At 69.5% G+C, this 22,621-nt stretch carries 19 protein-coding genes; 12 read left to right on the top strand and 7 right to left on the bottom strand.

The window, feature by feature from the left end; translation table 11 throughout:
- Positions 1 to 118: 118 nt before the first annotated feature.
- The 4 genes from QRN26_RS01400 to QRN26_RS01385 all read right to left on the bottom strand — a co-directional run bounded on the left by QRN26_RS01400 (position 119) and on the right by QRN26_RS01385 (position 3,679).
- Positions 119 to 1,168, bottom strand: a complete 1,050-nt coding sequence (locus QRN26_RS01400; RefSeq protein WP_285034997.1) for an aldo/keto reductase — start codon at positions 1,166 to 1,168, stop codon at positions 119 to 121.
- Between the two features lie 58 nt (positions 1,169 to 1,226).
- On the bottom strand, positions 1,227 to 2,219 hold the full coding sequence (locus QRN26_RS01395; RefSeq protein WP_285034996.1) for a hypothetical protein: 993 nt from the start codon (positions 2,217 to 2,219) through the stop codon (positions 1,227 to 1,229).
- 78 nt (positions 2,220 to 2,297) lie between these two features.
- A complete protein-coding gene (locus QRN26_RS01390; protein WP_285034995.1) occupies positions 2,298 to 2,645 on the bottom strand; it encodes a GntR family transcriptional regulator in 348 nt (115 codons plus the stop codon).
- Between the two features lie 218 nt (positions 2,646 to 2,863).
- Positions 2,864 to 3,679, bottom strand: a complete 816-nt coding sequence (locus QRN26_RS01385) for a DeoR/GlpR family DNA-binding transcription regulator (RefSeq protein WP_056013734.1) — start codon at positions 3,677 to 3,679, stop codon at positions 2,864 to 2,866.
- 120 nt (positions 3,680 to 3,799) lie between these two features.
- On the opposite strand from QRN26_RS01385, the gene QRN26_RS01380 reads away from it, so the two are divergent.
- From QRN26_RS01380 to QRN26_RS01345, 8 genes are all read left to right on the top strand, one after another.
- Positions 3,800 to 5,116, top strand: coding sequence for an alpha-glucosidase/alpha-galactosidase (locus QRN26_RS01380; protein ID WP_056013732.1), 1,317 nt, complete (start codon positions 3,800 to 3,802; stop codon positions 5,114 to 5,116).
- Positions 5,117 to 5,170: 54 nt separating this feature from the next.
- The gene (locus QRN26_RS01375; protein ID WP_194671180.1) at positions 5,171 to 6,526 is read left to right on the top strand and encodes an ABC transporter substrate-binding protein; all 1,356 of its coding nucleotides are present in this window, start codon (positions 5,171 to 5,173) and stop codon (positions 6,524 to 6,526) included.
- Positions 6,526 to 7,485 carry a carbohydrate ABC transporter permease gene (locus tag QRN26_RS01370; RefSeq protein ID WP_285034994.1) on the top strand — a complete coding sequence of 320 codons (960 nt, stop codon included), beginning with the start codon at positions 6,526 to 6,528 and terminating at the stop codon, positions 7,483 to 7,485. The genes QRN26_RS01375 and QRN26_RS01370 overlap by 1 nt, the downstream gene beginning before the upstream one ends.
- A complete protein-coding gene (locus QRN26_RS01365; RefSeq protein WP_285034993.1) occupies positions 7,485 to 8,381 on the top strand; it encodes a carbohydrate ABC transporter permease in 897 nt (298 codons plus the stop codon). Before QRN26_RS01370 ends, QRN26_RS01365 begins: the two co-directional genes overlap by 1 nt.
- A 115-nt stretch (positions 8,382 to 8,496) precedes the next feature.
- Complete coding sequence (locus QRN26_RS01360) at positions 8,497 to 9,657, top strand: SIS domain-containing protein (protein ID WP_285034992.1); 1,161 nt, start codon at positions 8,497 to 8,499, stop codon at positions 9,655 to 9,657.
- 2 nt (positions 9,658 to 9,659) lie between these two features.
- Positions 9,660 to 10,625: a BadF/BadG/BcrA/BcrD ATPase family protein gene (locus QRN26_RS01355; RefSeq protein ID WP_285034991.1), complete on the top strand. Its 966-nt coding sequence runs from the start codon at positions 9,660 to 9,662 to the stop codon at positions 10,623 to 10,625.
- Positions 10,626 to 10,724: 99 nt separating this feature from the next.
- Complete coding sequence (locus QRN26_RS01350; RefSeq protein WP_285034990.1) at positions 10,725 to 11,654, top strand: DMT family transporter; 930 nt, start codon at positions 10,725 to 10,727, stop codon at positions 11,652 to 11,654.
- Positions 11,655 to 11,902: 248 nt separating this feature from the next.
- Positions 11,903 to 12,796: a DUF2268 domain-containing putative Zn-dependent protease gene (locus tag QRN26_RS01345; RefSeq protein WP_285034989.1), complete on the top strand. Its 894-nt coding sequence runs from the start codon at positions 11,903 to 11,905 to the stop codon at positions 12,794 to 12,796.
- A gap of 48 nt (positions 12,797 to 12,844) precedes the next feature.
- On the opposite strand, the gene QRN26_RS01340 is transcribed toward QRN26_RS01345, so the two are convergent.
- Both QRN26_RS01340 and QRN26_RS01335 read right to left on the bottom strand, forming a co-directional pair.
- On the bottom strand, positions 12,845 to 13,651 hold the full coding sequence (locus QRN26_RS01340) for a MerR family transcriptional regulator (protein ID WP_285034988.1): 807 nt from the start codon (positions 13,649 to 13,651) through the stop codon (positions 12,845 to 12,847).
- Between the two features lie 271 nt (positions 13,652 to 13,922).
- Positions 13,923 to 17,009, bottom strand: a complete 3,087-nt coding sequence (locus QRN26_RS01335; RefSeq protein ID WP_285034987.1) for a lamin tail domain-containing protein — start codon at positions 17,007 to 17,009, stop codon at positions 13,923 to 13,925.
- A 290-nt stretch (positions 17,010 to 17,299) separates the two neighbouring features.
- On the opposite strand from QRN26_RS01335, the gene QRN26_RS01330 reads away from it, so the two are divergent.
- The 4 genes from QRN26_RS01330 (at position 17,300) to QRN26_RS01315 (ending at position 21,239) form a co-directional block, all read left to right on the top strand.
- The gene (locus QRN26_RS01330; protein WP_285034986.1) at positions 17,300 to 18,517 is read left to right on the top strand and encodes a hypothetical protein; all 1,218 of its coding nucleotides are present in this window, start codon (positions 17,300 to 17,302) and stop codon (positions 18,515 to 18,517) included.
- Entirely contained in the window at positions 18,514 to 19,908 is a 1,395-nt protein-coding gene (locus tag QRN26_RS01325) for an SNIPE associated domain-containing protein (protein WP_285034985.1), read from the top strand. The genes QRN26_RS01330 and QRN26_RS01325 overlap by 4 nt, the downstream gene beginning before the upstream one ends.
- A gap of 87 nt (positions 19,909 to 19,995) precedes the next feature.
- A complete protein-coding gene (locus tag QRN26_RS01320) occupies positions 19,996 to 20,823 on the top strand; it encodes a dienelactone hydrolase family protein (RefSeq protein ID WP_285034984.1) in 828 nt (275 codons plus the stop codon).
- A 38-nt stretch (positions 20,824 to 20,861) separates the two neighbouring features.
- Complete coding sequence (locus QRN26_RS01315) at positions 20,862 to 21,239, top strand: bleomycin resistance protein (RefSeq protein WP_285034983.1); 378 nt, start codon at positions 20,862 to 20,864, stop codon at positions 21,237 to 21,239.
- Between the two features lie 45 nt (positions 21,240 to 21,284).
- Here the strand turns inward: QRN26_RS01315 and QRN26_RS01310 are convergent, their stop codons facing one another.
- A complete protein-coding gene (locus QRN26_RS01310) occupies positions 21,285 to 22,607 on the bottom strand; it encodes a GNAT family N-acetyltransferase (protein WP_285034982.1) in 1,323 nt (440 codons plus the stop codon).
- Positions 22,608 to 22,621: the final 14 nt, after the last annotated feature.

Here is a 22,621-nt window from a genome sequence, read left to right as displayed (position 1 = left end):
ATCGGCGTGGCCGCGCCCCAGAGCCCTGAGCGCGGCCCTCTGGAGACCCGCGCTGGCGTCACAGGGCCGCGCTCGCGTCAACGCACCGCGCTGGCCGAGGAAGGCCCGCCCGACCGCGTCAGAGCAGTCCCTCGCGACCGCCCGACACCCAGTTCGGATCGGCGGAACGGGGGCCGCTGACCTGCTCGGCGTAGGTGTCGATCTCGGCACGGATCTCGTCGGTCAGCTCGACCTCGAACGCCGCGAGGTTCGCGCGGAGGTGGGCGACGCTGCGGGTGCCGGGGATGGAGACGACGCGTGCGCCGAGCTGCTGCCCGCGGTCGTGCACCCAGGCGAGCGCGAGCGCCTCCGCGGTCGTCCCCAGACGGCGGGCGAGGGTCCGGAACCGGGCGGCGAGCTCGAGGTTCGCCGCCAGGTGCTCCGGCTGGAAGCGCGGGAAGTTGCCGCGCGTCCCACCGAGCGGCACGGTCTCGGCTGTGAAGTCCTCCGTGAACAGCCCGCGCGACAGCGGCGAGAAGGCGACGACCGTGACGCCCAGCTCGGCGGCCGCCGGCACCACGTAGGTCTCGATGTCGCGACTCACGATGCTCCACTCCGACTGGATCGCGGCGATCGGGTGGACGGCGTGGGCGCGACGCAGTTCGTCACCGGTCGCCTCCGACAGGCCGATGCGGAGCACCTTGCCGGCCGTCACGAGTTCGGCGAGCGCCCCCACGGTCTCCTCGATGGGGATGTTCGGGTCGACCCGGTGCTGGTAGTAGAGGTCGAGGTGGTCGGTGCCGAGTCGGGCGAGCGAGCGGTCGATCTGTTCGTGGAGGTGGGCGCGATCGCCGCGGACACCACGTTTGCCGATGCCCCCGCCCGTGACGATGCCGACCTTGGAGGCGAGGAACACCTCATCGCGACGCCCGGCCAGGTATCGGCCGAGGAGTTCCTCGCTCCGGCCGTCGCCGTAGACGTTCGCGGTGTCGATGAGGTTCGCTCCACCCGCCAGGGTCGCGTCGAGGACCGCGGTGACGTCGGCGTCGGCGATCGCACCGTAGGTGCCCGCGATCGACATCGCGCCGTAGCCGATGGCGCCGACCTCGGCGGCGTCACCGCCCGTCCCGATGGTCGTGGTGGGCAGTGCGGTCGTCGACGGTCCGGTCGCCAGGGGTGCTTCGCTCATGGACTCACCGTATTGGCTCACCGGCGCCGCGAGGCCCCGATCGTCATGCGCGGCAATCTCAGACGCGGGCTGCGGCGCGGGCCACGAGCGCCTGCAGGAGCGCGGCGGGTTCCTCGGGGTCGTCGATCGTGATCGCGAACTGCTTGCCGGAGGTGCTCGTGACGACGAGGCCCGGACCGGAGCGCAGCACGACGGCCGAGCGGCCGGGCATGATCCGGTAGCCCCAACCGCCCCAGTCCATCGGGCGGATGTCGGTCGCCTCGACGACGTCGACCTGGTCGAGCGGGATGCGCTTCATCGGGATGCCGAAGAGCGAGACGACGCGGAGGCCGCGCCAGTCGACGCTGATGCGCAGGCGGACGAACGAGGCGCAGACGATGGTCGCGAGGGCGAGGATCGACAGACCGAACGTCGCGACGCCCGACTCGCCATCCAGCAAGATCGGCGTGTACGCGACGGCACCGATGGCGACGAGGCCGAGCGTGATCCACAGGAATATGAGGGCCGTGACGCTGCGACTCCAGGCGCCGACCTCGGTCTCCCCGAGGTCCATCGGCGCCGGTCGTGCCGTTGCACCCGCGAGCAGCGGCCGGGCCGGCAGGATCGCCGCGGGGATGACGCCCCAGAGCGAGCACGCGGCGAGCGGGATGATCCACCAGCCGAGGACGGCGCCATCGACCGATCCCGCTTGGAGCGTGAGCCACGTGGGGATGACCCAGACGGCGGCGGCCGATCCCGCGGCGATGCCGAGGATCAGGACGATCATGCGCTTGGTCCGCATGGAGGGCCGTGGCAGGGCGAGCAGGATGATGGCTGCGATCGCGACGACGGACGCGATGATCAACGTCACGACGAAGACACCCGCGGCGGGCTGCGAGTCGTCCGGTGCACCGGTGCCCGACCAATGCGAGGCGACGTCGACCGGGAGCGCATCGCCCCAGACGAGCCGGGTGATGGCGATCGCGATCGCCGGGACGGCCATGGCGAGGCCGGCCAGGACGATGCGTCCGCGAGCTGGTGCTGCCGGTGGCGGTGTGGTGGTGTCGTGCATGTGCTCCCCCTGAGCTGCTGCGGTGGTCGGCGATGATGCTGCGCGGACGGTCGGTGTCGCGCGTGGTGGATGGACCGGTCAGGCGCGTTCGATCATCCGGTTGAGGTCCTGAGGCGAGATGCCGAGCTTGCGGGCCTCGGCGACCAGTTGCGTGACGAGCTCCTCGACCCGCACGAGTCCGGGGACGGCGTCCTCCAGCACCCATGCGCCTCGCCCCTGTCGCATGCCGATGAGTCCGGCGTCGCGGAGCTCTCCGTAGGCGCGGAGGACCGTGTGCATGTTGATCTGCAGCGCCCGTGCGAGGTCGCGAGCGGGCGGCAGCCGCTCCCCCGGACCGAGGTCGCCGGAGGCGATCCCCGACCGCACCTGCACAGCGATCTGCTCGGCGAGGGAGGTCGTCGAGGTCGGATCGATGCGGAACAACATGTTTGCAATGCTACTAGAACAATGCATTCCCCGCCAGGGACACCCGTCGGCTTGAAGGCCAGCGCGGTGCGGTGACGTGAGTGCGCGGGAATCGGCGTGAGCGCACCCCACAACCGTGAGCGCGCCCCTCCGGAGGCCCGCGCTCATGTCACAGGCCCGCGCTCACGTCAGCGCACCGCGCTGGCGCAAGCCACCGAGGTGGGATGGATGGGCGGATGTCAGAGGGCGACGACGTGCACCGCGATGTCGGCCGCGGCCAGACGCTCGAGTTCGACAGGATCGGCCGAGGCGTCCGTCACCAGGTCGTGGATCTGCCCGAGGTCCGCCATGCGCGCGAGCGTGACGCGCCCCACCTTCGAGCCGTCGGCGACGACGATCACCCGTTGCGCGTGCGTCACCATCGCGAGGTTCGTCCGCGCCTCACGCTCGTCGTGGGTCGTCGCCCCGCCGGACGCACTGATGCCGTCCGTCCCGAGGATCGCGGTCCCCACGTTGATCGCGCTGAAGGTGTTCTCGGCGAGCGCCCCGACGGCCTCGAACGACGAGGAGCGCACCAGGCCGCCGGTCATGATGACCTGCAGGTTCGGCCTCGACGCGATCTCCGTCGCCGTCGTCAGCGAGTTCGTCACGATCGTGAGCTCCGAGCGGTTGCTGAGCTCCTTGGCGACGGCCGCCGTCGTCGTCCCGCCGCTCAGCGCGATGGCGTAGGGGCCGGCGGGGATCATGTCGGCGACCCGCCTGGCGATACGACGCTTCGCCTCCCGGAACTGGGTGTCGCGGAACCGGACCGGCACCTCGTCGCGCGCGTCGATCGCCCGGGCACCACCGTGGGTGCGGAGCACGAGGCCGAGGTCGTCGAGGTCGGCGAGGTCGCGTCGGATCGTCGGCGCGGAGACCGCGAGCCGGGTCGTCAGCTCGTCGATCGAGACCACTGCGTCGGCGGCGGCCAGCTGCGCGAGGATGTCGCGCATCCGCTGACTGCGCTTCCCCGACGGCGCACGCTGCGACAACTCCGCCGCGGTGGGTCCCTGCATGGCGACTCCTCCGTCGTCCCGTCGCCTCGCGCACCCCCGACGCTCAGCGAAAGTGATCACTTCAGGCAAAATCCGATCAACTTCTTGCTCGGTTCGATCACTGTAGTCGATGATCGCTCCATGACACGAGTGACTTTCATCGGAGCAGGCAGCGTCGTCTTCACCCGCCAGCTCATCGCCGACCTGCTGCGGTACCGCGAGCTCGCAGGGCTCGAGATCGTGCTGCACGACATCAACGCGGAACGCCTCGCCGTGGCGGAGGGCACCGCCCGTCAGGTGGACGAGCGTCTCGCCGGTCGTGCGACGATCACCGCCGAATCCGACCGCCGCCGGGCACTCGCCGGCGCCGACTTCGTGATCAACATGGTCCAGGTCGGCGGGATCGCCGCGACCTACTCCGACCTCGAGATCCCGGCCGCGCGCGGCCTCCTGCAGACCATCGGCGACACCACCGGCGTCGGCGGCGTCTTCCGAGCCCTCCGCACCTTCCCGCTGCTCTCCGCACTGACCGCCGACATGCGGGAGATCTGCCCCGACGCCCACCTGCTCAACTACACCAACCCGATGGCGATGAACATCTGGTGGGCGTCGGTCGTCGCCCCCGACATCAGTGCGATCGGCCTCTGCCACAGCGTCTTCTGGACGGTGAACGACCTCTGCGAGCTCGTCGGCGTCCCGATCGAGGGCACGACGTACCGCGCCGCCGGCGTCAACCACCAGTCCTGGTTGCTCGAGTGGACGCACGACGGCCGCGACCTCTATCCGCTGCTGCGTGAGCGCATCCGGAACGACCCCGAGCTCAGCCGGCGCGTGCGCGTCGAGATGTTCCGACGCATCGGCTTCTACCCGACGGAGACGAGCGAGCACTCCTCCGAGTACCTGTCGTGGTTCCTCCGCTCCCCCGAGCAGGTCGCGCGCTACCGGCTCCAGCCGCTCGAGTACCTCGGCATCAGCGAGGAGAACGTCGCCGAGTTCGAGGCGACGAAGGCGGCACTCGCGTCCGGCACCCCGCTGACGCTCGAGGAGGAGGCCAGCGAGTACGCCCCGCAGCTCATCCACTCGCTCGTGACGGACACCCCGCGCCTCATCCACGGCAACGTCGTCAACCGCGGCCTCATCGACAACCTGCCGCAGGGCGCGGTCGTCGAGGTGCCCGTGCAGGTCGACGCGAACGGGATCGCCCCGCAGGCGATGGGCGCGCTGCCCGTGCAGTGCGCCGCGCTCAACCGCCCCTACGTCTCGGTGGCGGAGCTCACGATCGAGGCCGCCCGCACCGGGAACCCGACACTCATCCGTCAGGCGGTGCTCATGGACCCGAACGCCTCCTCGACCCTCACACCCGAGCAGATCTGGGAGCTGTGCAACGACCTCGTCGCCGCGCACGGCGACCTCCTGCCGGAGCCGCTGCGGGAGATCATCCCCGCCGACCGCATCTGACCGCACCGCCGACCCGCACCGTTCCCGAACGATCGACACAGGAGACGACCACCGATGTTCCCACCCCGTTCCACGATCCACGTCCCAGCCTCGCGTCACGCACGCCGAGCACGCCGCCTCATCACCGCGACCGCCATCGTCGCCGCCGGAGCCCTCGCGCTCTCCGGCTGCGCCGGTGGTTCCTCCGGTGCGACGACCCTCGACAAGGAGGCGAAGGTCAAGCTCACGTTCTGGACGGGGCAGGCCGACGCCGCCCAGCAGATCCTCACCGGTCTCGTCGACGAGTTCGAGGAGCTGCACCCGAACGTGACCATCGACGTGTCGTCCGGCGCGCCGTCGACGGAGGACCTCCTGCAGAAGCTCTCCGCGAGCTTCGCCGGCGGCAACTACCCGGACGTGTCCTACGCGTTCGGTTCGTGGGCGAGCCGCCTCGAGGCCTCCGGTCGCACCCTCGACATCACCGACCAGGTGGCGGAGCCCGACGTCAAGTGGGACGAGTTCTCCGAGGCCGCACGCCAGACCGTGCAGCCGACGGGCGAGAAGACCATCGGCTTCCCGGCGGTCGTCGACAACATCTCCCTCCTGTACAACACGACGGTGTTCGACGCCGCCGGTGTCGCCTACCCGACGGCCGACTGGACCTGGGACGACTTCCGCGAGGCGTCGAAGCAACTGACCGACCCGGCGACGAACACCTACGGGTACGCGTACTCCGTCTCCGGCAGTGAGGAGACGACCTGGCAGTTCTGGCCGCACCTCTGGCAGAACGGCGGGTCGATCATCTCCGACGACGACAAGACCGCCGAGTTCGCCTCCGACGCCGGCGTCGACGCCCTCACCTTCCTCCGCGACATGGCGGTCGAGGACAAGAGCGTCTACCTCGACCAGACCGACACGAAGTTCGGCGACCTGTTCGCCAGCGACCGCATCGGCATGATCACCTCCGGCCCGTGGCAGCTCTCCACCCTGCAGACGAAGGGCACGAAGTACGGCGTCACCGTCCTGCCGGGCACCGACGGCGACCACCAGACGGTCTCCGGTCCGGACGTGTGGGCCCTGTTCGACCACAAGGACAAGAACCGCGAGTACTGGGCGTACGAGTTCACGAAGTGGCTCACCGACTCGGAGCAGGACCTCAAGTGGAACGTCGCGTACGGCAACCTGCCGCTGCGGTCGAGCGAGATCGACACCCCGGAGTTCCAGGCGCAGGTGGACAAGCTCCCGGGTCTCGACGTCATGGCCGAGAACGGCGTGAACGCCAAGCAGGCCCGACCGACCGTCCCGGGCTACGTGGGACTCTCCGAGGCGATCGGCAAGGCGATCTCCGCGGTCCTACAGGGTCAGGGCGAGCCGAAGCAGGCGTTGGAGGATGCCGCGAAGGCCGCCGACGCCGCCCTGGCGGACGACTGATGTCGACCACCGCGGAACGCGACACGAAGCGCACGGCGAAGCCGGGGCGGGGTGGGCACACGCCCGCCGCGCCCCGGCCCGGCCGGCGACGCCTCCGCGACAACCTCACCGGCTGGGGCTTCGTCGCCCCGGCGATGCTCATCGTGCTCGGTCTGTCGATCTTCCCCGCGATCTGGGCGTTCTTCCTGTCGCTCCAGAAGTGGGACGGCTTCAGCGAGCCGGAGCAGGTCGGGCTCGAGAACTACGCCAGCATGATCGGCAACGACGAGCTGCAGGCGGCCGTCGTGCACACCGTCGTCTACACGCTCCTGTTCGTCCCGGCGTCGCTCGGCCTCGGGCTCTTCCTCGCCGTCGCCCTCAACCGCCGGATCCGCTTCATCGGGGTCTACCGTACGGCGATCTTCGTCCCCTTCGTCGCGTCGGCCGCGGCCACCGGCATCCTCACCACCTACCTCTTCAACCCGCAGTTCGGCCTCCTCAACACCGTGTTCCGGTTCCTGGGCTTGCCGGCGCAGGGTTGGCTCGAGGACCAGGGGCAGGCGATGGTCGTCATCACGATCATGTCGCTCTGGGGGCAGGCGGCCTTCACCACCGTGATCTATCTGGCGGCCCTGCAGGACATCCCCTCCGAACTCCTCGAAGCCGCCCGGATCGACGGGGCGAACGCCTGGCAGTCGTTCTGGCGCATCACCTTCCCGCAGCTCGGGCCGGTCACCGTGTTCGTGGCGATCTGGCAGTTCATCCAGGCGATCCAGCTGTTCGACCTCGTGTACACCACCACCAGGGGCGGCCCGCTCGGCGCCACCCAGACGATCGTGTTCTACCTGTGGGACGCGGCGTTCAAGCAGTTGCAGTTCGGGTACGGCTCCGCCGTGGCCTACGGCCTCTTCGCGGTGACCCTCGTCGCCACGATCGGTGTCGTCCTGTACTCCCGCCGGTCCAACGTGGAGGCATTCTGATGACCGTCCTGACCACCCCACCGCGTGGCGACGCCGCCACCGGCAAGCCCTCGGTCACCGCACCGCCCGCCGAACGCCGCACCCGCCGGCGCTTCAGCCTCTGGCACCTCGTGCTCGCGCCGATCGCGATCATCTTCGCGATCCCGTTCGTGCAGATGTTCATCACCTCGGTGACGCCGGAGTCGGAGATCAACACCTTCCCGCCGCGGATCCTCCCGACGCACATCACCTTCGACGGCTTCGCGAAGCTGTTCACGGAGTCGGGCATCCTGCTGTGGCTCGGCAACACGGTCATCGTGTCGGCCGTCGCGGTCGCCTCCCACCTCGTGCTCTGCTCGCTCGCCGGCTACGGCTTCGCCCGCCTGAAGTTCCGCGGTAAGACGATGGGCTTCCTCATGATCGTCGCCACGATCATGATCCCCACACAGCTGCTCATGATCCCGACCTACATCCTGTTCTCACGCCTCGGACTCATCGACAGCCTCGGTGCGGCGATCGTGCCGTGGCTCGCGTCCGCGTTCGGCATCTTCCTCATGCGGCAGTTCTTCCTCTCACTGCCGGCGGAGCTCGAGGAGGCCGCCCTCATCGACGGCTGCACCCGCCTGCAGGTGTTCTTCCGGGTGATCCTGCCGCTCGCGAAACCGGCTCTGGCGACCCTCGCGATCTTCACCCTGCTGGGTTCGTGGAACGACCTCGTCTGGCCGCTCATCGCGATCAACAACGACCAGGTCTTCACCCTGCAGCTCGGCATCACGAACTTCCAGGGGGCACGGCGCACCGACTGGGCGCTCCTCATGGCCGGGAACGTCGTCGCCACGCTGCCGCTCATCCTGTTCTTCATGGTCGCTCAGAAGCAGTTCGTCGCGACCATGACCTTCTCGGGACTCAAGGGGTAGTCGCCCATCCCGGCGTGGCAGGATCACGTCCATCGCCGCGCCTGCAGCTCGGGCACGGCCACCGCAGCCCCACCGCAACACCCCCCATCACTTCGACCCATCCCAGGAGCCACCCGTGTCCATCACCACCATCGTCGGTTCGGAAGCCACCGTCCGCGAGATCACCCAGCAGCCCGACGTCTGGCTGGAGGCGTCGACGGGGATCGCCGCCCGCCGTGACGAGATCGACGCGTTCCTCGCGCCGCTCCTCGCGCGACCCGAGCTGCGCATCGTCCTGACCGGCGCGGGCACCTCGGCCTTCATCGGTGAGATCGCGGCGCCGTCGCTGACCCGGACGCTCCGCCGCCGGATCGACGCGGTCGCGACCACGGACATCGTCTCCAACCCGCGGGAGGCGTTCGCCGAGGACGTCCCCCTGCTGCTCGTGTCCTTCGCGCGCTCCGGCAACAGCCCCGAGAGCGTCGCCGCGACCGAGCTCGCCGACCAGTCGCTCGCCGAGGTCCACCACCTGGTGATCACCTGCGACGAGACCGGCGAGCTGTACCGACGCCACCACGACCGCGCCTCGTCGCTCACCGTCCTCATGCCCCGGCGCTCCAACGACGAGGGCTTCGCGATGACCTCGAGCTTCAGCTCCATGCTGCTCTCGGTCCTCCTCATCCTCGGGGGCGCCGACGAAGCCGCAGTGCAGGCACTCGCGGCCGGCGCGACGACGATCCTCGACCAGCGCGAGGTCGACATCCGCGCGCTCGCCAACGAGGGGTGCGAACGCGTCGTCTACCTCGGCAGCGGTCCGCTCACCGGGCTGGCCAGGGAGTCGGCGCTCAAGCTCCTCGAGCTGACCGCCGGACGCATCGTCACCTACTACGACTCGGCACTCGGGTTCCGTCACGGGCCGAAGGCCGTCGTCGACGACAGCACGCTCGCGGTCGTCTACCTGTCCTCCGACCCGTACTCGCGCCGGTACGACCTCGACATCGTCGCCGAACTGCGCGCGACGCTGTCGCCGGAGCGCGTCATCGCGATCTCCGCCGAACCGGTCGAGGGCCCAACGGCGCAGGACTGGGTGCTCCCCGAACTCGCCGGCCTCGACGACGCACAGCTCGCCGTGGGCTTCGTGCTCGTGGCGCAGCTGCTCGGGCTGTCGTACTCGCTCCAGCTCGGCGCGACGCCCGACAACCCGTTCCCGAGCGGCACGGTGAACCGCGTCGTGCAGGGCGTCCGGATCCACCCGGTGACCTCCGGTGCAGCGAGCACCGCACCCGAGGAGCGGTAGGCGTGTCACTCTTCCTCGGTGTGGACGGCGGCGGCTCGAAGACCGCGTTCGTGCTCCTCGACGACGGCGGACACATCGTCGCCGAGGCGCAGACGGCCAGCTGCTACTACTTCGACGACGGCATCGAGCTCGTCGGTCGGATCCTCACCGAGGGGGTGGCGGCGGTCACGTCGCGGGCGGGAGTCGAGGCGTCCGACATCGATCAGGCGTTCCTCGGTCTGCCGGGATACGGCGAGGTCAGTTCCGACCTCGACCGCCTGAACGCGATCCCCGGCGAGGTGCTCGGCCACGACCGGTACTCGTGCGACAACGACATGGTGTGCGGCTGGGCCGGATCGCTCGGCGCCGTCGACGGCATCAACGTGATCAGCGGCACGGGCTCGATGACCTACGGCGAGCGCCGTGGCCGCGGGCACCGGGTCGGCGGGTGGAGCGAACTGTTCGGCGACGAGGGGTCGGCGTACTGGATCGCCGCTCGAGGCTTGAACGCCTTCACGCGGATGAGCGACGGCCGGCTGTCGCGCGGGCCGCTCTACGACCTCATGAAGGCGCGGGTCGGGATCACGAGCGATCTCGACGTGATCGACGTCGTGGTCAACGAGTGGAAGGGGCAGCGCGCGCTGATCGCCGACCTCTCCAAGACGGTCGTCGATGCCGCCGGCCACGGTGACGAGGCGTCGGCGACCATCCTGCGGGAGGCGAGCGGGGAGCTGGTCGAGATCGTGGAGGCGACCCGCGTCGCGCTCGGCTTCCTGGACGATGAGGTCGTCCCGGTGTCCTACTCCGGCGGCATGTTCACGGCGGACGCGATCCGAGTCGGCTTCGAGCAGGCGCTCCACGCGCTGCCGCCGGCGTACGAACTCCGCGTCCCGATGTTCGGTCCCGCGGTGGGCGCCGCCCTGTACGCGGCGAAGCAGCACGGCTCGCCGCTGGCCGAGACAGCCCTGGACCGCCTGGGTTCCCGGTAGCTCGTCGCGCCCGCGCCCGCATCCGCGGACGCCATCACCACCACCCCGGCACCCCGGGGTGCACACTCCTGCCCGAATCAGCAGTCAAGGAAGACCATCGTGAAGAAGACCCAGAGTTGGATGTTGTACGCCGGACTGTTAGTGCTGTTCTGGGGCGTCTGGGGAGCGTTCTCCTCGCTCCCCATCACGCTGTACGGCTACCCGGACGAGATGGTCTACGTCATCTGGGCGGTGGTGATGATCATCCCCGCCGTGTTCGCCCTGCGCGGGCAGACCTTCGACCGTCGACCACGAGCCGCCGTTTACGGACTGTTGATCGGACTCACCGGCGCCGGCGGGCAACTCCTGTTGTTCAACGCCCTGTCGACCGGCCCGGCCTACTTGATCTTCCCGATCATCTCGATCTCCCCCGCGATCACCGTCATCATGGCCGTCATCCTGCTGCGTGAACGGCTGAACGCGATCGCGGTCGTCGGGCTCGTCGCGGCACTCGCGGCGATCGTGCTCTTCAGCGTGTCGAGCGGGTCCGCCGAGGGTGCGTCAGGGCCGTGGCTGATCATCGCGATCCTCGTGAGCATCGCCTGGGGCGTCCAGGCGTTCTTCATGCGCAAGGCCGCGACGATCGGTGTGAACGATGCGACGACCTTCTCGTGGATGGCGATCAGCGGCCTCATCCTCACGCCGTTCGCGATCATCGCGATGGGCGGGCTCCCGCTCGACGCACCGTGGCAGGCGCCGGTCCTGACGGCGGGCACGCAGCTGTTGAACGCGGTCGGGGCGCTGTTCCTCGTGATGGCGCTCAGCCGCGGGAAGGCGTCCGTCGTGGCGCCGACGACCAACGCGCTCGCGCCGGTGCTCACCATCCTCGTCTCGCTCGTCGTCTACCAGACCCTGCCGAGCATCTTCGGCACCATCGCGATCGTGCTGGCGCTCATCGGCTCGACGCTCATGGTCTACAGCGACGAGCGACGCGGCGAGGCCGTCCCACCAGCCCTCCGCGACGGCACTCGGGCGACCGCGAACCGCTGACACCTCCCCGTCGGTGGGTGCCAGCGCGGTGCGCTGACGCGAGCGCGGTGCGGAGCCTCGAGCGCGGGTCTCCGGAGACCCGCGCTCGACCGTGCGGGGCGCGCTCACGCCGCATCGGGTGCACTCGGGCCGAGTGGGGTGTCCTCCTACCGAGTGTGAGTCACTCGCGCCAGCGCACCGCGCTGGCGTGAGGACGGGCCACTTGGAAGCTTGACCCTCACGCGACGTGAGGCTTTAGCGTCGACACCATGACGATCACGATCCTCGACACCGCCAGCGGCATGCGTTCCGTCCTCGATGCACCGGAAGCCGAACGACCCGCGCGACTCCGCGCCATGCTCGAGCCCGTCGCCGACATGTACCGGTACTTCCCCGGGGAGGTCGACCTGCTCGCCATGCACACGGTGGGCTCGGGGTTCCCGATCGACCGGAGTCGGGATCGGGTCGTCGACGCCCTCGACCGACTCGTCGCCGCGGACGCGTGGGGACGGATCTCACGGGCGCTCGACGCGGCGGTCGCCACCCAGCTCGCGGCGGTCCCGACCCTCCTGGTGCCCGACATCACCGTCCTGCTCGTCCTCGGCGACCCCGATGACGACTACTTCATGGACGCCATCCGCGGCTTCATCGGCAACGGCAGCGCGACGGGATTCATCTCGCTCATCCTCTGGCCGACGGAGGAGAACCTCGCGCGCCTCGAGGCGGCGGCCGTCCACGAACTCCACCACAACCTGCGATACGCACCGGGTGGGGTCGTCTGGAATCCGGCGACCGTGGTGGTCGGTGAACAGGTGGTCTCGGAGGGCCTGGCGGACGCGTTCGCCCGGCAGCTGTACGGGGTGTCCGGCTACACCCCGATCGGGGTCCCGCGCCTCGACGACGACACGGTGCTCGATCGGGTGGTCGAGGGGCTCGAGGTCGGAGGGATGCAGCACTTCGTCTCGTGGGTGCACGGCGACGAGGCGGCCCTGCGGTTCGGAGGCGAGCCGGTCGGGTTACCGATGGGTGCCGGTTACGCGGCGGGGAATCGACTGGTCGACGCCTACCTGTCTGCGACCAGGACGACCGCGGCTGAGGCGCTGCACGTTCCGAGCGCGACGATCATCGAGGTCGCGCTGCGCGAACTGGGCCGAGCCGGCTGAGCTGACCGAGGCGGCCGCGCTTGCCGAGCCGGCCGCGCTGGCCTGCGGTCACTCCCAGACGGCGGTCTCCGGGTCGACGCCGTGGGTGCGCGCGTTCGCGTCGATGAGGGTCGAGAACCAGGCGGCGAGGCCCGGCTCGACCCGGTCGTAGGTGTCGGCCATGCCGGGCTCCGTCAGCGCGAGGCGACCGGTGATCACGTGCATGGCCGGCGTGCAGTGGAAGTACTCGCTGAGGGCGGCTCGGTGTCGTTCGGCCAGGGCGTTCGCTGCCACGGATCCGGCGACGACCCTGGCCCGCTTGGCCTCGGCGAGTTCGTCCACGAGGTCTCGGAGCGGGCCGACGACCGCGCGCCAATCCTCCGGCGTGCGCTCGGCGGACCGCTCGGCGTACTCGGCCCACTGCGCGGAGTCGCCCCAGCGGGCGCGTGCGGACTCCGCCATCGTCGGGTTCCAGTCGTCACCGAAGACGTCGTGGTGCTGGTCCTCGGGGACGAGCACTCCGACCTCGTCCGCTTCGAGCAGGCGGTCGACGGAACGCGCGACGTCTTCGAGCCGGGCGATCGTGTCGGCGAGGTCGCGGCGCCGCTGCGTGAGCTCCGCGCGGCGTTCCGGGGCCGGCGCGCTGAGGAGCGTGGGGATCCGGGCCAGTGGGACGCCGAGGTCGCGGAGCAGGAGGACGCGTCGGAGTCGAGCGACGTCGACGGGCAGGTACGAGCGGTAGCCGCTGCTCGTCCTGCCGGAGGGCTGCGCGACGCCGAGCTCGTCCCAGTGGTGGAGGGTCCGGACGCTGACCCCGATCTCGGCCGCCACCCGGCCGACGGTCATTCCGCCTTCGGTCACCCCGTGCTCGTCCATCGCCCCAGCATCGCACTCCTGCCCCGTGTCCGCCTTCGGCCAGCGCGGTGCGCTGACGCGAGTGCGCCCGACCCGGCCCGGGCGCACCCCACACGCGCGAGCGCGCCCCTCCGGAGACCCGCGCTCACGTCCTAGACCCGCGCTCACGTCACAGCACCGCGCTGGCAACATCACCACCGGCATCACCACCGGCCCAGCGAAACCGGCAGGTGACGGGGAACGGCCCCGGGTGCGCTGGTGCGCTCCCGGGGCCGTCAGGCGTTGCGGAGGATCAGGCCGCCCGGCGACGCGCTCGCATCGCGACGAGGACGCCACCGAGCAGGAGCAGGAGCACACCCGTGCCGATCGTGCCGATGGGCAGCTCGGTCCCGGTCGTGGCGAGCGATCCGCCGGCAGCCGCACCGTCGACGATCGTCCCGTCGGCTGCGACGACGCGCACCTCGGTCCAGCCGATGAGCGAACCGTCGGCCGCGTAGACCGCGACCCGGTGGTCGCCGAGCGTCGCGTCGGCCGGGATCGTCGCCAGCAGGTCACCGGCGGCGTTCGTCGTACCTGCGGCGATCCGCGCGGGCGTCGAGTACAACCACACCTCGACGGCCGTGGCCGCGAACCGGTCCTCGAGCCCGACCGTCACGGTCTCGCCCCGCCGCACGGTGTCCGCCAGCGTGATCGCGCCACGGTTGGCCTCGGTGAGGCTCGTGCCGGGCAGCGGCGTGACTCCACCGGTCGGCGGCGTCACGGGCGGCGTGGTCGTTCCGGGCAGCGAGCCGAGGCGCAGCGCCTCGGAGGCGAAGCCGTCGGCGAACCAGTACACGGGACGCTTCCCGTCGACCGACAGCGAGGCCGGCGCGGTCGCGAAGCCCTCGTTGTTGAGGTCGGGCAGGCCTGCCGGGCGGGCGACCTGGGCGATGCCCGGCTGCTCGGTCCCGTTCAGGGTGATCTGCGCACCGGTGCCCGCGCAGCCGTCGTCGCACACGGCCCACAGCACGCCGAGGGTCGTGTCGTAGTCGAGCGCCATGACCGCCGGGAGGCCCGGGTCGATCGTCGAGATCAGCGTGGCCGAGCCGTCGGCGTTCAGCGCGAACGCGTACACGTCGCCGGTGTCCTCGACGCCGACGAAGAACAGCCCATCGCCGTGACCCGCGTAGTTGGCCGGGTCGTAGGTCGCCTTCGTGTTGTCGTCGAAGAGCTTGCCGGCGAGGTCACCGTCGGCCACCCACTCGACCGCTTCGACGCCGAGGTTCGCGCCGACCGTCGGCAGCAGGGCCGTGAGGTCCCACTCCTGCGACGCGACGACGTCCGGTCCGGGCGCGTTCGGGTCGACCTTGAGCACGGCGTTCAGCGTCGTGCCCTTCACACTGTTGTCGCGCTCCACGCCGACATAGACGGAACCGGTGCCGTCGACCGTGATGCCCTCGGTGTCGGGGCCGGCCGCGGCGGGGTTCGAGGCGTCCTTCTGGAAGCGGGCGCGCTTGCCCTGCTCCCAACCGTCGACGAACGAGACGGAACCGTCAGCGGCGATGGCGAGCTTCCAGAACGTGCCGGTGCCGTTGTCGACCGCCCAGAGGAACGCGCCGTCGGCGGTGACCTGGGTGTCGAGGCCCGAGCTGTCCTCAAGGAACGTGGGCGTGGTGTCGAGCACGGCGACGTCGGGCGAGCCGGGCCACGGGCCGACGGGGATCTCGCCGGCGCAGACGTTCGCGGCGCCCTTGGTCGACTCGCTGGTCGCGGCGAAGGCACCGGTGGCGTCGGGGCAGCGACCCCAGGTGGTGGCCGGGTGTCCCTCGCCCCACGTGGTGGAGTCGAGAAGTGCGTCGCCCTCGAAGAGGCGGACCGTGTCGCCGCCGCCGAGACCGAAGCCGAGGGCCGCGCGCTCGATGACGAGGTAGCCGCCGGCCGCGATGGTGGTGTTCGCGGGGATCGCGTAGGCGTGGGTGTCGTCGTCGTCCTTCACGACGATGCCGGAGACGTCGAGCGTGGCGGCGGTCGGGTTGACGAGCTCGATCCAGTCGTCGGGCGATCCGCCGTCGGACTCGACCTCGTTGATGCGCACCGGGTTGCCGCACGCGTTGCGGAGTCCCTTGGTGGAGACCGCGGTGTCGGCGAAGTCGCCGGTGCCGTCGGGGCAGCGGGCGAGGACACCCTCGGCGTGAGCGGCGTAGGCGTGCTGCGCGACGGTCGTGCCGGCGGCGTTCCGCACGGTGACGGTGTCGCCGTTGCCGAGCCCGAAGACGAAGTCCACGTTCTGGTCGAAGACGAAGTACTCACCCGGCTCGAGGATCGTGCCGGCGGGCAGCGGGGTGGTCTGGTCGGCGTGGCCCACCGGGTCGTCGTCCATGACCGTCCAGCCGGAGAGGTCGATGGCGGTCGGCTCGAGGTTGACGACCTCGACCCAGTCGGTGGCGTCGCCGTTCGACTCGATCTCGTTGATGGCGAGGTTCGGGAGCACGCAGTCGTTCGCCGCACCCTTGGTGATGTTGGCGAGCACGAACGGGCCTTCGCCGTCGGGGCAGCGGGCGAGGGTCGCTGCGAGCGAGTCGCCACCGATCACCGGGTGGCCGCTCCAGGTGCCCGAGCGGTCGATGAGCGTGCCGGCGTCGTCGAAGAGGCGGATCTCGTCGGCGCTGCCGATGCCGATCGGGTCACGGAAGGCCGCTTCCACGCCGCCGACGAGGCCGACGGTCGACTCCTCGACGACGAGGAACTCGCCCGCCGCGATCGACGTGCCGGGCAGGAACTGCCAACGGTGGTCGTCGGAGTTGTCGCGGATCTCGTAGCCGGAGATGTCCAGTGCCTCGGTGCCGGGGTTGAAGAACTCGACCCAGTCGGCGGGCTGTGAGTCGATCTCGTTGATGCGGATCTCGCCGGGCGTCTCGGGGACCTCGGGAGTGGTGAAGAGGTTCGCCGCGCCCTTCGTCGACTCGGTGGTCTCGGCCCACCCGGAGCGGTCGGCGGTGACGCCGTACGTGGTCACGGCGTGGCCGGTCCACGAGTACTCGTCGGCGAGTGCCGCGGTTGGGTCGAACAGGCGGACCGAGTCCTCCTTACCGAGGCCGAACCCGAGCTGCTCCTCCTCGACGACGAGGAACGCGCCGGGCTCGACGACGGTGCCGGCGGGGAACGCGTAGTTGCTGTCGTCCTTGTTGTCCTTCACGACCCAACCGTCGAGCGTGATCGCGGTGGCGGCGGTGTTGGTGAACTCGATCCAGTCGCCGGGGACGCCCCCGGAGGACTCGACCTCGTTGATCTGGAGCCCCGGCGCTGGGGCGGCGATGGCGACGGCGGGTGTCGCGATGAAAGCGGTTGCACCGATGGCGCACGCGGCGGTCATCGTCAACACGCGGTTGAGGCGGGGCATGGGTCTCCAGGGCACGAAGGGACGGGGATCTGGACCCATCCCATCGGCGTGGGGTTGCCGGTTGGAGGAGCGACGGTGGCCGGAAGGTGAACGGCGGGTGGCTTCCCAGGCGACACGTGCCACGATCCGGCAGTTCGGGTGCGAGGAGCGCGCGCAGCATTGCCGTGATGCCGCCCGTGGGACCGCGCTGGGCGATGACGGACCACGCTCGTTCGTGGCCCCTCGCCACATACAATGTGGACGACCGAATTGGGGAGAAAATGGCACGACGGCGTGGGTTCTTGGCGGAGATGCAGCACCAGACGAGGCTCGCGGAGCAGCGACAACGCAACGCATTCCGACAACACAACGCGAACGTCCGCCAGGTGGAGCAAGCGCAACGCGCGGCCGAACGAGCGCAGCTCGCCGCAGCTCGGGCGTCAGAAGCAGATCGCAAGCGCCTGGAGAAGGAAGCGGCAGCCGCACACGTCGCCGCCATGCAAGCTGAGGTCGACCAACGAAACGCGGATCTGCGGGATCAGTATGCCGAGATAGACGGGCTGCTCAGCGCGACCCTCGATGTCGACGACTACGTCGACCTCGAGAAGCTACGCGTCCGAGTCGAACACCCTCCGTTCCCTCGGGTCGATCTGCGAGTCCCGACGGCAGCTCCCGCCCCGATCCCCGATCCCCCGCTGCCGGTCAAGTACGCTCCCGAGGAGCCGACCGGGATGTTCGGCAAGAAGCGGAAACTCGCCGAGGCGCAGGCAGCTGTTGAAGCGCGTTATGCAGCCGACTATTACGCCTGGCAAGCAGCAGTCGCTGCGCTTCCGCAACAGCGCGCGGCGCAACAGGAGGCATACGAGGCTGCCGAGCAGAAACGCCGTGGACGGCTCGCCTTCGAAGAATCCAAGTACTCGCAGGAGTGTGAAGCACGCGAGACTGCCGCGACCCAGCGGAACGCAGAGCTGGACCAGCTCATCACCGGTCTCGGCTATGGCACCGTGGAAGCCGTGCAGGAGTACGTCGGCATCGTCATGGCGAACTCGGTCTATCCGGAATGGTTCACGGTCGAAACCAACGCGACGTTCGAACCATCGACGGCCGAACTCAGTCTTCGGGTGACCATCCCAGGACCGGACCAGATCCCGACGACCAAGGCCTACCGGTACGTGAAGGCGTCGGATGAGATCGCCGCCTCTCCTCTGGCGGCGAAGGACGTGAAGGATCGGTACGCGGGAATCGTCCACAACGTCGCGCTCCGGAGCGTCCACGAGGTCTTCGAAGCCGATCGGCGGGCACTCATTCACAATGTGTCGCTCGAGTTGGGCACCGAAACGATCAATCCGGCGACGGGCCGCGAGACCTCGGTGCGATTCCTGGCCCTCGCCGTCTCACGCGACGAGTTCCTCAAGCTGGATCTGGCCGCGGTCGTCCCGTCCGCGACCTTGGAGCACCTTCGCGCGGTCGTGTCGAAGAACCCCCATGGGCTCGTCGCGGTCGATGGCGGCGGGGTTCGCCGAGCATGACGGACAACGGATCGATGATCTTCAACCCACCGCCGGGATGGCCGAAGCCTCCCGCCGGCTGGAGGCCGCCCGCGAGTTGGACGCCGGATCCGAGCTGGCCACCTGCCCCAGCCGGATGGGCGCTCTGGATCGATCCGAACGAGAGCCGCGACGTGGAGGCGCCTACACCAGCGGCAGCGGCAGCGGCAACGGCAGCGGCAGCGGCAGCGGCACCGGCGATACCGACAACCGTGGATACGCCGCCGACGCCGAACCCTGCAGCTGACTCCGCTCGCATCCATGAACTCGAGCGTGAGAACGCCGCGTTGCGTCAGAAGTTGGCCCTGGGGCACGTAGACGACCTCGTCGAACTCGACGACGCACGAGTCCTGCAGTCGGTGGGCATCTACCGATTCCACCATCCGCTCGAAACGGCAGCCGCCTACCAGCTGCGACTCCAAGCGATCGAAGCTCGGATCGCCTCACTGGTCCGAGACGACCGCGCGATCGAGAAGTCCGAACTCTTCACCTTCAACAACTCGCTGGCGCAGGGCAAGCGCATGACGTCGGACCTCGCGAAACTCATGCTCCGGGCTTACAACGCGGAAGCCGACAACGCATTGCGCACCCTTCGTGCTGGCAACGTCGTGACCGCGAAGAAGCGATTGGAATCATCTCGCACGGCCATCGCCAAGCTCGGCGCTCTGATGGAGCTGAGAATCAGCGACGAGTTCCATCGGCTTCGTGAGAAGGAACTCGAGCTGACGGCTGATTGGCTGATGAAGAAGCAGATCGAGCGAGAAGAAGCGAAGGAGGAACGCGCCCGCATCAAGGAGGAGCAACGCGTTCAGAAAGAGCTGGATGACGAGCGTGCTCGTCTGGACAAGGAGCGAGCCCACCTCGTGAATACGCTCGCCGTCTTGCAACGTCAGGGTCAGACCGACGACGACCTGTTGCGTCGGCTCGGCGCGATCGACGAAGCGATCGCAGAGAACGACTTCCGGGCCGCGAACATTCGTGCCGGCTATATCTACGTCATCTCCAATGAAGGTGCGTTCGGTCCTGATGTGGTGAAGATCGGGCTCACCCGCCGCCTGACGCCGACGGATCGCATCTCTGAACTGAGCGGCGCATCCGTGCCATTCCGGTTCGACACCCACACGCTGTTCTTCTCGGAGGATGCAGTCACCCTGGAGAACGAGCTGCACAAGCATTTCGCTGACCGGGCGCTCAACCAGGCCAACCCGCGCAAAGAGTTCTTCTTCGCCAGTCCAGCTGAAGTACGCGATGTGCTCCTGCAGAAGGTCGGCAACATTCTCGAATTCTCGGACAGCGCCGAAGCAACGGAGTACCGACAGTCTCTCGGGCGCTGGCCGCAGCGATCCCGATCGCGGAACGAATCCATCGGCTGAAGTTCAACGGACCAGCGACGATTGCGAGAAGCGATGTGTCTCGCGTGGTCTCCGCCTGCGTTCCCGCCCCAGGACTACGCTCGCCCCATGACCGACCTCGACCACGCCCCGACCGGCGAACTCACCGGCTGGGTCCGGACCCCGTTCACCGGCGGTGGCGTCACGCACGACCGCTTCGAGCAGGGGTCCGGGCCGGGCGTCGTCCTCATCCCCGAGTTGCCTGGGCTCACGCCCGAGGTCCTCGGGTTGGCGGAGCACCTCGTCTCGGAGGGGTTCACCGTCTCGATCCCGTCGCCGTTCGGGACGCCGGGACGCGAGGGCACCCTCGGCTACACGCTCGCCAGCGTGTCGAAGGTGTGCGTGTCCGCTGAGTTCAAGGCGTTCGCGACCGGCGCGCACCGGCCGGTCGCCGACCACGTCCGCGCCCTCGCAGCCGACCTCGCCGCCCGCACGCCCGGGCCGGGCGTCGGCGTCATCGGCATGTGCTTCTCCGGCGGCTTCGCGCTCGCGGCCGCCGTCGACGAGCACGTGCTCGCCTCGGTGATGAGCCAGCCGTCGACGCCGTTCCCCGTGAGTCGTGCTCGGCGGATCGACCCTGGCATGTCCGCGGCCGAGTTCGACGCGGTCGCAGCCCGCGCAGCGCAAGGATCGGTCTGCGCCCTCGGTCTGCGGTTCAGCGAGGACAAGGCCGTGCCGCGGGAACGATTCGCGACCATCGCGGCGAAGCTCGGCGACGCCTTCGAGGTCATCGAACTCGACTCCTCACCGGGCAACCCCGGCGGCTTCGCGAAGACCGCCCACTCGGCACTCACCGGCGAGGTGCGCGAGCGCGACGGTCATCCCGCGTTCGAGGCCCGCAAGCGCGTGGTCGCCTTCCTCCGCGAGCGCCTGGCGTCACCGGCTTCGACGGATTGACCTTCCGCGACGGCCGTCGCGCTGCGATCATCGATGCCATGACCGCGACCCAGTACGACCGCGCGACGCCCAACCTGCCATCACGCAGCTTCGACGTCACCGAGGCCTTCTACGCAGCGTTCGGCTTCGAGCGGACCTTCCGCGATGAGGGCTGGCTGATCCTCGTCCGCGGAGGTCTGCAGCTCGAGTTCTTCCCGGCGCCCGACCTCGACCCTGCGTCGAGCAGCTTCATGTGCTGCCTGCGCGTCGCCGAGGTCGACGAGCTGGCTGATGCGATTCGACGGTCGGGCGTCCCGGAACGCACGACCGGGGCGCCGCGACTCCACCCGGTGCGCATGCAGGACTGGGGCCTCCGAGCCGGTTTCCTGATCGACCCGGACGGCACGCAGCTCACGCTCATCGAGCAGCGCGACTGACCGGCGAGCGAGCGGCCACTAGTGACCGCTCGCCCACGTGCTTCCCTAGAAGAAGGTGATCCCGTGCGGGGCGCGGGGCGTCTGCAGCATCGACCGCAGGAGCAGCGGCGCCTGCTCGTCGGCGGCGTGCAGCACCCCGCCGGCCGCGAGGGTCACCGGGGAGACCGCACCGAGGAGCAGGGCGCCGAGGTCGGCGACGTCGAGCGCGAGGTCCGCACCAGCCGCATCGGTCTCGTCGCTCAGCTTCGTCGCCGTGCCGCGACCGCCCGTCACCTCGAGGCGGAACGTGCCCGCCGCATAGCCGAGCGCGTCGGTCACCGCGATGGTGAGCGAGCCGTCGGCCGCATAGGGACGAGACGCGAGGACGGCAGGCAGGTCAAGGACCCGCAGCCACACGTGGTCTTCTTCGTGCTCGATGTCGTACGCTCGGTTGTCGCCGAGTGCGGCGATGATCGGGTCGTCGAGGCGGGCGCGGTTGTACTTCACGACGTCGTTGAGGTCGATCGAGAGCAGGAACTCCCACAGCGACAAGTAGGCCACGTCCGTCGCGTAGACGAGGTCGATGATCTCGATGCCCGTCTGCCCGCCGGGCTGTTCGACCATGCGCCACGTGACGTACCCGTCGACGTCCTCGCCATCGGCCGGACGGTGCACCGCGGCACGGGTGTCCTTCGCGGGCTCGCCATCGCGACCCAGCGTGCCGAGAACGAGCGGCCACGATCCGGTGTTGCGGATCATCGAACCGATCGAGCGCTCGTCGAAGCGGTCGAACACCCGGCGCGCGACACCGTCGGCGAGGTACTCGGGGGTGACGACGGACACGATGCCGGTGGTCGACGCGAGGAACGGCAGCGCCTTCGCGCGCTTCACGACGACGTTGCGCTCGCGGATCGCGGAGCCGAACCCGAAGCGACGGTAGATGGTCCCCTCGCTGGCGGTGAGGGCCGCGATCGCGTAACCGTCGGCGACGCCGCGCTCGAGCGCGTGGGTCATCATGCGACGGAGGATCCCGCGACGGCGCTCGGTCGGGCGGACCGTGACATCGGAGACGGCCTGCGTGTTGATCGACGTGCCGTCGCCCCAGCTGAGCGCCTTCGGGAACCAGGAGAACGTGCCGGCGGGCCAGGTCTCGTCCACCGAGCCGGGCTGCGGGTTGCGTACGTAGGCTCCGAGGAGGACCGCTTCGTCGGCGATCAACTCGTTCACTTTGCGCTTGCGCGCCTCCGGCTTCGGGGTGGGCTCGTGGAAGCCGAACCCGATGGCGTCGAGCGCCGCCAGGCTCTCCGGGGTCGGTTCACCGTCGGTCCCGTTCGCGAACGGGAACTCACGGAGCTCGTATCGGGCGTCGAAATCTTTGCTGTTGGCCACGACTCCAGCCTAAC

Origin of the sequence: Plantibacter sp. ME-Dv--P-095, assembly GCF_030209365.1 — a bacterium.
Lineage (GTDB): Bacteria > Actinomycetota > Actinomycetes > Actinomycetales > Microbacteriaceae > Plantibacter.
Note: the sequence above shows the minus strand (reverse complement) of the source record. Positions and strands in the feature narration are given on the sequence as shown.

Coding starts and splice junctions, on each gene's coding strand:
- QRN26_RS01400 (WP_285034997.1), bottom strand. CDS start 1,168: ATGAGCGAAGCACCCCTGGCGACCGGACCGTCGACGACCGCACTGCCC.
- QRN26_RS01395 (WP_285034996.1), bottom strand. CDS start 2,219: ATGCACGACACCACCACACCGCCACCGGCAGCACCAGCTCGCGGACGC.
- QRN26_RS01390 (WP_285034995.1), bottom strand. CDS start 2,645: ATGTTGTTCCGCATCGATCCGACCTCGACGACCTCCCTCGCCGAGCAG.
- QRN26_RS01385 (WP_056013734.1), bottom strand. CDS start 3,679: ATGCAGGGACCCACCGCGGCGGAGTTGTCGCAGCGTGCGCCGTCGGGG.
- QRN26_RS01380 (WP_056013732.1), top strand. CDS start 3,800: ATGACACGAGTGACTTTCATCGGAGCAGGCAGCGTCGTCTTCACCCGC.
- QRN26_RS01375 (WP_194671180.1), top strand. CDS start 5,171: ATGTTCCCACCCCGTTCCACGATCCACGTCCCAGCCTCGCGTCACGCA.
- QRN26_RS01370 (WP_285034994.1), top strand. CDS start 6,526: ATGTCGACCACCGCGGAACGCGACACGAAGCGCACGGCGAAGCCGGGG.
- QRN26_RS01365 (WP_285034993.1), top strand. CDS start 7,485: ATGACCGTCCTGACCACCCCACCGCGTGGCGACGCCGCCACCGGCAAG.
- QRN26_RS01345 (WP_285034989.1), top strand. CDS start 11,903: ATGACGATCACGATCCTCGACACCGCCAGCGGCATGCGTTCCGTCCTC.
- QRN26_RS01340 (WP_285034988.1), bottom strand. CDS start 13,651: ATGGACGAGCACGGGGTGACCGAAGGCGGAATGACCGTCGGCCGGGTG.
- QRN26_RS01335 (WP_285034987.1), bottom strand. CDS start 17,009: ATGCCCCGCCTCAACCGCGTGTTGACGATGACCGCCGCGTGCGCCATC.
- QRN26_RS01330 (WP_285034986.1), top strand. CDS start 17,300: ATGCAGCACCAGACGAGGCTCGCGGAGCAGCGACAACGCAACGCATTC.
- QRN26_RS01325 (WP_285034985.1), top strand. CDS start 18,514: ATGACGGACAACGGATCGATGATCTTCAACCCACCGCCGGGATGGCCG.
- QRN26_RS01320 (WP_285034984.1), top strand. CDS start 19,996: ATGACCGACCTCGACCACGCCCCGACCGGCGAACTCACCGGCTGGGTC.
- QRN26_RS01315 (WP_285034983.1), top strand. CDS start 20,862: ATGACCGCGACCCAGTACGACCGCGCGACGCCCAACCTGCCATCACGC.